Genomic DNA, 11,770 nt, shown 5'->3' with positions numbered 1-11,770 from the left:
GGCGGCCGGTCGAGTCCATGGACTCGACCGGCCGCCCCACTTCTTTTGACCACAGGGTGGGCCGGCCACCGGGGCGGCTAGGCGATGATCTCCACCGGAGTGCCCAGGGGGACGGTCTGGGCCAGGCGGGTGATCGCGTCGTTGCTCAGGCGGATGCAGCCGTGGCTGACGTCCCGGCCGATCGAACCGGGCTCGTTCGTCCCGTGGATGCCGATCACCGGGTCCCGGCCGCCGAACGAGTCCAGGCTGGTCGAGAAGCCGCTGAGCCCGAAGGCGTACGGACCGTAGGGGCCGCCCGGGTCACTGGGCTTCAGGAGTTCCATCAGGAAGAAGCGACCGCCGGGCGTCGGGGTGTCGGTGGTGCCGATCGCCACCGGCTCCTCCGCGATCACCTTGTCGTTGCTGAGCAGCCGCAGCTTGTGCGCGCCGCGGGCGACGACGATCCGGTAGGGGGTCTGGCTAGCCGTCACCTGCTCGGCCTTGACCCAGCCCGAGCTCCCGTTGGGCTCGACGGGCAGCAGGACCTGCCACCACCCCGGCATCTTCGCCTGCACCAGGAAGACCCGCGGGGCGCCGTTCTCGTTCGGGTTCGACAGGCTGGACGTCGGCTTCGCCGCGTTCGGTGCCTGGTAGACGTCGACACTCGCGCCGGTGGCGGTCACGACGGTGCTCGCGCCCTGGCCGAGGCCGGCGACGGCGGCGAGCTGGCTGCGCACCGGCTCCGGGACCTGGCCGGACGCCGCGGTCGAGTCGTCCCCGCCGCAGCCGGTGAGGATCACGCCGCCGAGCACGACGGCCAGCGCCGCCGTGCCCACCCGGTCCAGGCCGCGACGGGCCTTCGCGACGTGGCTGGTCGTGCCGACGCCGCCGGTCATCGCGTGTAGTAAGGCTCGGCCCGCACCGCCGTAGCCACGGCCGGGTCGGCGACGGGGAGCGAGACCTGCGGGTCGACGGGCGGGGCCGTCCCAGCGCAGTCCGAGACGCCCACGGTCGGGACGGTCACGAGGAGGTAACCGGTCTCGGCGTCCCACGGCGAGGCGATGACCGCCATCGCGTGGGTCTGCAGCGGCAGGCTCTGGCCGGGGCCGATCTCCGAGATCCCGGCGCCGAGGCTGGTGTCGAACCAGCCGAAGCCGAGGGCCTTGTCGGAGGTGTTCCGCAGCGTCCACTCAGGGCCCGAGGCGCCGCAGGTGAAGGTGAGCAGGAGCGGGTTCGCGTCGAAGTCCTCGATCCCGTCGATCTCCTTGTCGAGCGGCACCTTGAAGGGCAGCAGCGACAGGAACCCGTCGAGGATGGGGTCGCCCGTCCCCGAGCTCGGGGTGGGCGAGGGCGTGCCGGTCGCCGTGGTGCTCACCTCTACGCCGGGGGTGGCGCTCGGGTCCGTGCTGGGGGTGGCGGAGGGGTCGACGCTCGGCGTGGCGCTCGGGTCGAGGCTCGCTGTGGCCTCGGCCGTCGGGGTGCCGGTGGGCGTCGGGTTGCTGCCGCCGAGGATGTCGCCGGCAGGGTCCGGGGTCGGTGTCGCGGTCGGCGTGGCACTCGTCGTCGGGGTCGGTTCCGGTGTGGTTGCTGAGGCCGGTGCGGCCACTGAGATCAGGGCCGCGCCGAGAACGCCGGCCGCGATGGCCCGCATTCTTGTGATCCGCATGAATCCGTCTCCCTCGACTGTGACGGGTCGCCGCGACACCCGCCGTCGGCGCCCGCCGAAGCGTCGACGGGCCGGAGGGCGGCGCGTCGACGCAGGGCGCGGATCAGCGTCTGCCGATCAGTTGCAACTGCACGCAGGAAGGTACCAATGCCTGGTTCGTCACGAGGTGAGCGGGTCTGGTGTAGCGGGAACGTTGGGTGTTCGTCAGTGTTAATCGCGTATCGCCCCCGCGGTGTCGTGCCCCCGGCGCCGAATCGGGATCACGGCCTCGCGCCCACCGGGCCCGTCCGCCAGCCGTAATGACAGCGCTGGCATTTCGGACGTCGTGACGATATGACCGGTTCGCCCGTCTTCAGGGCGCCAGACGCTCGACGATCCATCCCGCAGCGTCGGCGGGCCGACTCGGTGCGTCGGCGGGTCCGGCGTCCGGTGTGCTGCCGGAGTCTCGACGGGGAGTGGTCAGGCGGTAGCGCAGACGGTCGTGGAGGCGGTCCGGACGCCCCTGCCAGAACTCGACCGAGGTCGGGACGAGCCGCAGTCCCCCCCAAAAGGGGGGAGTCGGCACCGGTTGTGGAGCTGGCCACCTGTGGCCGAGCCAGGCGAGCCGCTCGGTGAGCGCCGCGCGGGAGTCGATCACCTGGGACTGGTGGCTCGCCCACGCGCCGAGCTGGGATCCCCGCGGCCGGGAGCGGAAATACTCCGCGCTCTCCGCCCGCGACACGCGTTCAATCGAACCGGCGACGATCACCTGGCGTTCCAACGGGTACCACGGGAAGAGCAGCGACCCGTACGGATTCGCGGCGGCCTCACGGGCCTTCGTCGACGTGTAGTTCGTGAACAGCGCGAATCCGCGCGCGTCGAACCCCTTCATCAGGACGGTGCGGGAACTCGGCCGCCCGGCCGCGTCGGCGGTGGAGAAGATCATCGCGTTGGGTTCGCGGATACCCGCCCCCGGGGCCGAGGCGTCGATGAACCATTCCTGAAACTGCTCGAGCCAGGTCGGGGCGAGCATCCGCTCGTCGAACCGGCCGGGGTGGTAGCCGCGCCGCTGCGCGGCCGGGTCGGGCACGGCCGGGTCGGGCGCGGATGGCTCGACCACAGCCGGGTCGGGCACGGGCGGTTCGTGCACGGGCGGATGGGCGGCCATGCCCCGATCCTGGCAGCCCGGTGGCACCCTCCGTCGATGTGACTGGCTTCACCTCGGGCGGTCGCGGCCCAGGTGATCGCCCGAAACCGGGGAAACCGCCATGGCCCAGGCGATGCCGGGCCGTGCGGAACGCGACTCATCACGCCCCGTCCGGTGGCGTTGCCGTGTCTGACAGGGCAGGATGCAGACGGACGATTGCGCCGTTAACACGGGACTGTCGTGCAGCTCGGCCGGCCACGCGGTTGCGCGACCGGCCGGTCTCGGCAGGGCCCGTCCCGTGGCTGGCTGAGACAGAAGCGGAGATCCGGACTCGATGGCCGAGAAGACAAGCGATTTCAAGCCGGGCCTGGAGGGCGTGATCGCCTTCGAGACCGAGATCGCCGAGCCGGACAAGGAAGGCAGCGCGCTGCGCTACCGCGGCGTCGACATCGAGGACCTCGTCGGCAAGGTCGACTACGGCCACGTGTGGGGCCTGCTGGTCGACGGGTCGTTCGAGCCCGGCCTGCCGCCGGCGGAGCAGTTCCCGGTACCGGTGCACTCCGGCGACATCCGGGTGGACGTCCAGAGCGCCCTGGCGATGCTCGCGCCCTACTGGGGCTTCGGCCAGCTGATCGACATCTCTGACGAGCAGGCCCGCGAGGACGTGGCCAGGGCGTCGGTGATGGCCCTGTCCTTCGTGGCGCAGTCGGCCCGCGGGATCGGGCAGCCCGCCGTCCCGCAGAAGGAGGTCGACCGCGCCCGCACCATCACCGAGCGGTTCATGATCCGCTGGCGCGGCGAGCCGGACCCGAAGCACGTCCAGGCCGTCGACGCCTACTGGGCGTCCGCCGCCGAGCACGGGCTGAACGCCTCCACCTTCACCGCCCGCGTGGTCGCCTCCACCGGGGCGGACGTCGCCGCGGCGCTGTCCGCGGCCGTGGGCGCGCTGTCCGGCCCGCTGCACGGCGGCGCGCCGTCCCGGGTGCTGGCGATGCTGGACGAGGTCGAGCGCACCGGCGACCCGGTCGGCTACGTCCGCCGCGCCCTGGACCGCAAGGAGCGCCTCATGGGCTTCGGGCACCGGGTCTACCGCGCCGAGGACCCGCGCGCCCGCGTGCTGCGCCGCACCGCCCGCGACCTGGGCTCGACCCGGTACGAGGTGGCCGAGGCCCTCGAGGCGGCCGCGATCGAGGAGCTGACCAACCGGTACCCGGACCGTCCGCTGCGGACGAACGTCGAGTTCTGGTCGGCCGTGGTCCTGGACTTCGCCGAGGTGCCGGCTCATATGTTCACCTCCATGTTCACCTGCGCCCGCACAGCGGGCTGGAGCGCGCACATCCTGGAGCAGAAGCGCACCAGCCGGCTCATCCGCCCGTCCGCCCGTTACGTCGGCCCAGCTCCGCGGCCGCTGGGGGACGTCCATGCCTGACGCCCAGACGATCGTCCTGCCGGAGTCACTGCGCCCGGTCGACGGTCGGTTCGGCTGCGGGCCGTCCAAGGTCCGCACCGAGGCCGTGGCGGCCCTCGCCGCGAGCGGGACCTCCCTGCTCGGCACCTCGCACCGGCAGAAGCCGGTGAAGAACCTGGTCGGACGGGTCCGCGGCGGCCTGGCCGACCTGTTCTCCCTCCCCGAGGGCTACGAGGTGGTCCTCGGGATCGGCGGCGCGACCGCGTTCTGGGACGCCGCCGCCTTCAACCTGGTGCGGGAGCGTTCCCAGCACCTGGTCTTCGGCGAGTTCGGCGGCAAGTTCGCCGACACCACCAAGGGCGCCCCGTTCCTGGCCGCGCCGTCGGTGGTGAAGTCCGAGCCGGGCACCCACCCGGACTGGGCGCCCGAGGCCGGCGTCGACGTCTACGCCACGCCGCACAACGAGACGTCCACCGGTGTGGCCCGGCCGGTGCGCCGGCCCGTCGGCGCCGACGCGGGCGCGCTGCACCTGGTGGACGCCACCTCCGGCGCCGGCGGCCTGCCCGTCGACCTCACCGAGGTGGACGTCTACTACTTCGCGCCGCAGAAGTGCTTCGCCTCCGACGGTGGGCTCTGGGTCGCCCTGATGTCGCCGGCGGCGATCGCCCGGCTCGGCGAGATCGCGGCGACCGACCGCTGGATCCCGCCGTTCCTGGACCTGACGACCGCGCTGGACAACAGCACGAAGGACCAGACCTACAACACCCCGGCGGTGTCCACGCTGTTCCTGCTCGCCGAGCAGCTCGACTGGATGCTGGGCAACGGCGGCCTGGACTGGTGCGTGCGCCGGACCGGCGAGTCCTCCTCGACCCTGTACAACTGGGCCGAGAAGACGCCGTACACGACGCCGTTCGTCACCGACCCGGCGCAGCGCTCGCAGGTCGTCGTCACCATCGACTTCGACGGTGTGGACGCCGCCGCGGTCGCCAAGGTGCTGCGTGCCAACGGCGTGGTCGACGTGGAGCCCTACCGCAAGCTGGGCCGCAACCAGCTCCGGGTGGCCTGCTTCCCCGCGATCGAGCCGTCGGACGTCGAGACCCTGACCAGCGCCATCGACCACGTGGTCGAACGCCTCTAACCGCCGACAGGCCGACAGGCCGGGACCGGGACCGGGGGCCGCCCCGTGGCAGGACCGGCATCGGGTGCGCGAACTGGGCCGAGGAGACATGTCGTCTCCTCGGCCCAGTCGCTTGTCAGGGGTCGTCGCGTGACTTCGGAACCCGGAATCCGACTGTCGACCTACTTCTCTCCAGGATCAAACATGGTTCGATCGATCTGGAGCCCGATTTCCGGCGACGCAGTGGGATCTGGACGGAGGAACGACAAAGCCGGTTGATTGAGTCGCTTCTTCTCCGGATACCGTTGCCGACTCTCTACGCGGCCGGGGACGCGAAGGAAACCTGGGCGATCGTTGACGGGATCCAGCGTCTGACGACCATCTGTCGTTGTTTCGCGTGTGTCACTGGCCCAGGTTCGAGGAGACGCAGGATCGCCCGCCGCCCGCGTAGGTGGATACCGACCGGCCATCTCCGATCACACCCGAGGGGTCAGACCGCCGTTTATGGGGCATAAATCCCTTATGTTCCGGGCGGCCTACTCGTCCTTTGGTTTTGTCCCCGCCCTTTCGGGCCGGAACTCGCCGAGATTTCTCCCCGAAACAGCGAGAAAGAAACCAAAGGGCGAGGAGGTCGGAGCTGGCCGAGCCGTGCCTGTTCGGGATTCCCTGCCTGGCATCCCCGTGGCTGGCACCCCTGCGTCCGACATCGCTGTGTCCGGGATGCTTCAGGCAGGAGGGCCACCGAAGTGAGTGCCTCCCAACCCGGGGTGGCAGGGCGCAGACCCGCCGAGGCTCTAATCAGTAAACCGTGGCCCAAGCCGGGCCGTCCCCCGTGTACGGCGGACACCACCCGGTCGTACAACGCTGCCCAGATCCCCATCCCCATCGCACGGCAGTGGAGTGGACCGGGCGGAACGCCGCCACGGACCCGGGAGCGGGGCACCCGGGTCCGTGGAACGTGCGCGGACTGGGGAGAACCAGTCCCGTGGGACTGTCCTACCCCTCGGCCCTGACGGGAAAGGTCAGCGCAGCGGGCGGACGGGAGCCGCGTGCGCGGCCTGGGCGGCGATCGGGTCGGTCTCGGCGTCCGTGGCCGAGGAGCGGACGTGCATCGGGATGTACGGACGCTCGTCGTAGCCGATGTAGAGCTGGCGGGGACGGGCGATCTTCTGCTCGGGGTCGAGCAGGCCCTCCTCCCACTGGGCCAGCCAGCCCGGCATGCGGCCGATCGCGAACAGCACCGGGAACATCTCCACCGGGAAGCCCATGGCCTGGTAGATGATGCCGGTGTAGAAGTCCACGTTCGGGTAGAGCTTGCGGGAGATGAAGTACTCGTCCTCGAGGGCGATCCGCTCGAGCTCCATCGCGAGGTCGAGCAGCGGGTTCGTCCCGGTGACCTTGAAGACCTCGTCGGCGACCTGGCGGATCACCCGGGCCCGTGGGTCGTAGTTCTTGTAGATCCGGTGGCCGAAGCCCATGAGCTTCTTCTTGCCGTCCTTCACCTGGGCGATGAAGGCGGGGATGTTCTCGACCGAGCCGATGTCGGCGAGCATCCGCAGGACCTGCTCGTTGGCGCCGCCGTGCAGCGGGCCGTAGAGCGCCGCGATCGCGGCGGCCGCGGCGGAGAACGGGTCGGCCTGGGAGCTGCCGACGGCCCGCATCGCGTTGGCGGAGCAGTTCTGCTCGTGGTCGGCGTGCAGGATGAACAGCACGTCGAGGGCGTGCTCGAGGTTCGGGTCCGGCTCGTACTTGAGCTCGGTGGCCTTCCACATCATGTTGAGGAAGTTGCCGGCGTACGAGAGATCGTTGTCCGGGTAGACGTACGGGAATCCGACCGAGTGCCGGTAGGAGAACGCCGCCAGGGTGGTGATCTTCGCGATGAGCCGGACGATCTGCAGCCGGCGCAGGCCCGGGTCGTCGATCGTCTTGGCGTCCGGGTAGAAGGTCGACAGCGCGCCGACGGTCGACACGAGCATGCCCATCGGGTGGGCGTCGTGGTGGAAGCCGTCGATGAACTTCTTGATCGACTCGTGCACCAGGGTGTGGTGCGTGATCTCGTCTTCCCAGGTGGAGAGCTCGTCCGAGGTGGGGAGCTCGCCGGCCAGCAGCAGGTAGGCCACCTCGAGGAAGCTGCTCTTCTCAGCCAGCTCCTGGATCGGGTACCCGCGGTAGCGCAGGATGCCGGCGTCACCGTCGATGTAGGTGATCGCGCTGCGACAGCTGGCCGTGTTGGTGAAGGCCGGGTCGTAGGCCATCAGACCGAAGTCGTCGTCATCGACCTTGATGGCACGGAACGCACTGGCGCGGATCGTGCCGTCAGCCACCGGTACCTCGTACGTCCGACCGGTGCGGTTGTCGGTGACAGTCAGGCTACTGACCTGCTCGGTCACGCCGGGCTCCTCTCGCCATGGCACTGCCGGGTGACGGCGTCGGCCACCTTCGGGCGCGCGCCCGGTTCGGAGCGCTCTCGCCAGTTCACTGGTTCTGTTCGGTTGTCCCCAAGTCTCGCGGTTCGGGCCATCACATGCGCGTGATCGGTGGCGTCCGTCCCACGTGTGCTGTGCCACCCTCTATGCCTCCTACCTGCGGGTGGCATCATCGATGCCCCTCCTGGTAAGGGCCGACCCGATTTGGGTCCGTTCGGAGGCCCCGGTGGCCGGTGTCAGGGGTGTCCCGGGGGGACCAGAGCCGGCCAACCCCCGCGGCGGCCGCTCATTTAGCGATATTGGTCACATCTTGTCGGTTGGGGGTGCCGGTCAGGGGCAGCAGCCGTGACCGACCCGTGCCGGGACCAGCCGTGCTCCCGGCACGGCGCGCTCTCAGCAGTCGCAGCCGCAGTCGCAGACCTCACACGCCTCGCAGCAGTCCCCGCAGCGTTCGCACCAGCTCTCCTGCCGCCGGCCCCGTCGGCGTGCCTGCCGCCGGGCCCGCCGACGGCGCCACCAACCGCCGCCCTCCACCGGAGCGGTCCCGGTGCCGGTGGCACGGGCGGTGGTGGCGCCGCCGGCGCCGCCGGCACCGGCGAACGTCCGGGTGACCGTGTGCGCGAGCTCGTCCACCAGCAGCGCGCGCAGCAGCGCCGCGTCGGCGGACGGGGCCAGCGTGAGCTCGTCGACCGCCAGGCGTAGCCCGGTCAGCGCGTCCAGGCACAGCGACCGGGCCGCGGCGTCGGTGGTCCCGCTGGCGGTCAGCGGATTCCAGCGCCCGGCCTGCCCGTCGGCGGCACGGTCGGTCACGGCGTCCAGGAGGTGCGTGAGCCGGCCGAAGAGCCGGCCGGCCTCCGCCAGCGTCCCGGTGTTCTCCGGACGTCCCGCGAGCTCGGCGCAGTGGCGGAACGCCGCCGCGGCGGCGTCCTCGGTCGGCGCGATGAGCGCGAGCAGCGCCCCGGCGCGTTCCGTGTTCCCGTCGGCGGCCCCGTCGGCTTCGGGGCACCGCCGGGTCGCGGTCTCCAGCGCGAACTGGCGGTGCACCGACTCGACCAGCTCCGCGGTGTCGAAGCCGACGCGTCGCCCGGTGCGGTCGGCGGCGCGGTCCACCGCGCCCGCGGCGCGAGTGGCGCCCGCCCGCAGCAGTCGGGTGCCGGCCAGGCCGTCGCCGTCCCGGGCGTGGTCGTGGATGCGGGCCGCCGCGGCGGCCAGGGACGCCGAGGCCGCCAGCGTGATGCCCGGATCATCGGCGGCGACGACCCGCGCCGTCCGCATGGACCGCAGCGGGCACGGGCCGGCGCCGCGGCGCACGGTGGCGGTCGGGCGCTGGGCGGCCACCAGCAGCGAGAGGACGACGCCGTCACCGGTCGTCGCGAGCCGGGCCGGCTGGCCGGCGGTGTCCCGCAGCGCCAGGCACAGCCCGCAGAGGTGCGCCGACCAGAGCTCGTGCGCAGTGGCGCCGAGACGACCCCGGCACGGCTGGATCAATCCGAACACGCTGGGACCTTACGGCGGTGGGCCTACGACGGTGGCGGGCCCTCCGCCAGGCGCGGTATGACGCCGCCCGACGACCGCAGCCAGGCGAGCACGGCGAGCACCCGGCGGTTGTCGTCACCCGACACCGGCATCTCGAGCTTGGTGAACACGCTCGCGACGTGGTTCTCCACCGTCTTCGCGGCCAGGTGGAGGCGTAGCGCGATCCCGGCGTTGGACCGGCCCTCCGCCATCTCCCGCAGGACGGCGCGCTCCCGCTCGGTGAGCCGGTCGAGGGCCTCGGCCTTGCGGCGGTGGGCGAGCAGCCCGGCGACGATCTCCTCGTCCACGACGAGGCGGCCCTCCGCGATCCGGCGCAGGCCGTCGAGGAGGTTGCCGACGTCCTCGACGCGGTCCTTGAGCAGGTAGCCGGTGCCGCCGCGGCCGTCGCCCAGCAGGCGGACCGCGTAGCGGATGTCCGCGTAGGTGGAGAGCACCAGGACGCCGACCCCGGGGTGCAGGGAGCGGATCCGCTCGGCGGTGACGAGCCCCTCGTTGGTGAAGGTCGGCGGCATGCGCATGTCGAGGATGACGACGTCGGGAGGTTCGTCGGCGATGTGCGCGAGGATCTTGTCCGGTTCGGCGGCCTGCGCGATGACCCGCACGCCCGCGGCGGTGAGCAGCATCGCGAGGCCTTCCCGGAACAGCGCCGAATCGTCCGCTATGGCTACCCGCATGTCAGCCGTCACCCTCTACCCCGCCGCTCCAGGGGATGCTCGCCGTCAGTCGGGTTCCCGAGCGCTCCGGGCTCGACAGCGTGAACTCGCCGCCGAGCGCGCGAACCCGGTCGCCGAGGCCGGCGATTCCGCCACCGTCGCTGATCGTCGCACCGCCCTTCCCGTTGTCGGTCACCTGGATGAGGAACTGCTCCTCGAACAATCTGACCGTTACCCGCACATGGCTGGCGTCCGCGTGTTTGACGGTATTCGCCAGAGCCTCGCTCACGGTGTAATACGCCGTGGTCTCCAGGGTGGTGTCGAACCGGTCTTCGGGCACATCCAGATCGACCTCCACAGGAAGCGCCTCGGTGACGTTCTCCAGTGCCGCTTTCAGTCCGCTCTCGCTCAGCACCGGCGGGTGGATGCCGCGCGCGAGTCCGCGCAGCTCGGCCAGCGCGGCGCGCAGGTCCTCCCGTGCTCCCTCGAGGGCGGCGACCGTGGCCTGGTCGGTGGACTGCTCCCGGGCGAGCCCGAGCCGGGCCGAGAGCGCCAGCAGCCGCTGCTGCGCGCCGTCGTGCAGGTCACGCTCGATCCGTCGGCGCTCGGCGAGCCCCGCCTCGACGAGCCGGGTCCGGGTCGCCCGGACGGCGTCGACCTGGGCGGTCACCATGGCGTGCAGCCGCGCGTTCTCCAGCGCGATGGCGCTGGCGTTCAGCGCGACCTCGACCAGGTCGCGGTCGCGTTCCAGCGACGAGTGCGCGGAGAGCACGGCCAGCGGCGCGCCGGCGGTGGTGCGGACGGGCAGCGCGAGCTGGGTGCCGCCCGCCGCGGGCGGGACGGCCGGCAGGCCGTCGGCGTCCACGTGGAAGCCGCGTTCGGGCATCCACAGGTAGAGCTCCGCGCCGCCGTCGCCGACCGCCGCTCGGAGCACCTCGCGGACGGCCGCCGGCGTCGGCGGTGTGCTCAGCCCGCTCAGCAGCTGCGCGATGCGGGCCCGCGCGAGGTGGCGGCGCACGGCGGCCACGGCGAAGGCCACCGGGATGGCGAACAGCGCCAGCTCCATCGGGATGAAGATCGGATCGATCTCGGCGCCCTGCGGGTAGTAGACGAACAGGTTCACCACCGCGGCCATGGTGAACGCGGCGAGCATGCCGAGGGCGACCGGCCCGAGGGTGCGCCGTTCCAGCGCGGAGGCCCGGCGGTGGCGCCGCGCGATGGCCACGCCGAAGGCGACGACCACCACGAGGGTCAGGGCGTCGAGGGTGTGCACGACGGCGTCGAACACGCCCAGGCCGATCGCGGAGCCGTACCACCACACGCCGGGGTCGTAGCCGAAGGATTCCGGGCGGGACAGCGCGATCAGCACGAGGTTGCCCACCGGGATCACCGCGACGGCGGTGCCGAGCAGCACCCGTTCGCCGGTGTCGTGCAGACGTCCGGTCGGGTAGCGAAGCACGCCCCAGCCGAGGCAGACCCAGAAGTGGGTGTAGGCGAACGAGGAGATCACGGCGGACGGGCCGGCCTCCCAGGTCGCTGCCCAGGACGCCGTCCACAGCACCCCGCCGAGGACGAACGCGCTGCTCACGCTGTCGAGGGCGTCCTCGTCCAGGAGCAGGAGCCCGGTGAGGACGAAGGTGAGGGAGACGAAGACGTTCAGCGCGGCGGGGAACGGCGTCGTGGACCAGGCCGGCCACTGGGCCGCGATGGTGATCGCGACCGTCATGACGCCGGCGGTGGTCAGGGCAGCCGAACGGTGCCGCGCGGCCATTCGGGTCAGGGGCCGCGGCAGGTACGGATGGGGCACCTCAGGCCACCACCGATCGCGACGATCTCACTCGACAAGGGTTACACACCAG

10 protein-coding genes are annotated in these 11,770 nt (G+C 71.7%); 3 read left to right on the top strand and 7 right to left on the bottom strand.

Annotation, left to right across the window (positions count from 1 at the left end):
- Positions 1-77: 77 nt before the first annotated feature.
- The 3 genes from B056_RS0121845 to pdxH all read right to left on the bottom strand — a co-directional run bounded on the left by B056_RS0121845 (position 78) and on the right by pdxH (position 2,792).
- Positions 78-875 carry a L,D-transpeptidase gene (locus B056_RS0121845; protein WP_018503995.1) on the bottom strand — a complete coding sequence of 266 codons (798 nt, stop codon included), beginning with the start codon at positions 873-875 and terminating at the stop codon, positions 78-80.
- Complete coding sequence (locus B056_RS0121840) at positions 872-1,645, bottom strand: hypothetical protein (RefSeq protein ID WP_026239981.1); 774 nt, start codon at positions 1,643-1,645, stop codon at positions 872-874. Before B056_RS0121840 ends, B056_RS0121845 begins: the two co-directional genes overlap by 4 nt.
- Positions 1,646-1,997: 352 nt before the next feature.
- Positions 1,998-2,792 (bottom strand): pyridoxamine 5'-phosphate oxidase, encoded by a 795-nt coding sequence (gene pdxH / locus B056_RS0121835; protein WP_018503993.1) that lies wholly within the window; start codon positions 2,790-2,792, stop codon positions 1,998-2,000.
- A gap of 313 nt (positions 2,793-3,105) precedes the next feature.
- Between pdxH and B056_RS0121830 the strand changes: the two genes are divergently transcribed.
- The 3 genes from B056_RS0121830 to B056_RS46130 are packed head-to-tail and all read left to right on the top strand — an operon-like array spanning position 3,106 to position 5,811.
- On the top strand, positions 3,106-4,200 hold the full coding sequence (locus B056_RS0121830) for a citrate synthase 2 (protein WP_018503992.1): 1,095 nt from the start codon (positions 3,106-3,108) through the stop codon (positions 4,198-4,200).
- Entirely contained in the window at positions 4,193-5,317 is a 1,125-nt protein-coding gene (gene serC, locus B056_RS0121825) for a phosphoserine transaminase (protein ID WP_018503991.1), read from the top strand. The genes B056_RS0121830 and serC overlap by 8 nt, the downstream gene beginning before the upstream one ends.
- On the top strand, positions 5,242-5,811 hold the full coding sequence (locus tag B056_RS46130) for a DUF262 domain-containing protein (protein WP_407672411.1): 570 nt from the start codon (positions 5,242-5,244) through the stop codon (positions 5,809-5,811). Before serC ends, B056_RS46130 begins: the two co-directional genes overlap by 76 nt.
- A gap of 507 nt (positions 5,812-6,318) precedes the next feature.
- Here the strand turns inward: B056_RS46130 and B056_RS37520 are convergent.
- The 4 genes from B056_RS37520 to B056_RS0121805 form a co-directional block, all read right to left on the bottom strand.
- On the bottom strand, positions 6,319-7,686 hold the full coding sequence (locus B056_RS37520; RefSeq protein ID WP_018503990.1) for a citrate synthase: 1,368 nt from the start codon (positions 7,684-7,686) through the stop codon (positions 6,319-6,321).
- A gap of 429 nt (positions 7,687-8,115) precedes the next feature.
- Positions 8,116-9,219: a DUF5685 family protein gene (locus B056_RS0121815; RefSeq protein ID WP_026239980.1), complete on the bottom strand. Its 1,104-nt coding sequence runs from the start codon at positions 9,217-9,219 to the stop codon at positions 8,116-8,118.
- 23 nt (positions 9,220-9,242) lie between these two features.
- Positions 9,243-9,932 (bottom strand): response regulator transcription factor, encoded by a 690-nt coding sequence (locus tag B056_RS0121810; protein WP_026239979.1) that lies wholly within the window; start codon positions 9,930-9,932, stop codon positions 9,243-9,245.
- Between the two features lies 1 nt (position 9,933).
- Positions 9,934-11,718: a histidine kinase gene (locus B056_RS0121805; protein ID WP_018503987.1), complete on the bottom strand. Its 1,785-nt coding sequence runs from the start codon at positions 11,716-11,718 to the stop codon at positions 9,934-9,936.
- Between the last annotated feature and the right edge of the window lie 52 nt (positions 11,719-11,770).

The sequence above is a fragment of the Parafrankia discariae genome (genome assembly GCF_000373365.1).
In the GTDB taxonomy this organism is placed as follows: Bacteria; Actinomycetota; Actinomycetes; order Frankiales; family Frankiaceae; genus Parafrankia; species Parafrankia discariae.
This window is presented reverse-complemented; position numbering and strand designations above follow the sequence as displayed.

Excerpts from the sequence above, each read along its gene's own strand:
- B056_RS0121845 (WP_018503995.1), bottom strand. The coding sequence starts at position 875 with ATGACCGGCGGCGTCGGCACGACCAGCCACGTCGCGAAGGCCCGTCGC.
- B056_RS0121840 (WP_026239981.1), bottom strand. The coding sequence starts at position 1,645 with ATGCGGATCACAAGAATGCGGGCCATCGCGGCCGGCGTTCTCGGCGCG.
- pdxH (WP_018503993.1), bottom strand. The coding sequence starts at position 2,792 with ATGGCCGCCCATCCGCCCGTGCACGAACCGCCCGTGCCCGACCCGGCT.
- B056_RS0121830 (WP_018503992.1), top strand. The coding sequence starts at position 3,106 with ATGGCCGAGAAGACAAGCGATTTCAAGCCGGGCCTGGAGGGCGTGATC.
- serC (WP_018503991.1), top strand. The coding sequence starts at position 4,193 with ATGCCTGACGCCCAGACGATCGTCCTGCCGGAGTCACTGCGCCCGGTC.
- B056_RS0121810 (WP_026239979.1), bottom strand. The coding sequence starts at position 9,932 with ATGCGGGTAGCCATAGCGGACGATTCGGCGCTGTTCCGGGAAGGCCTC.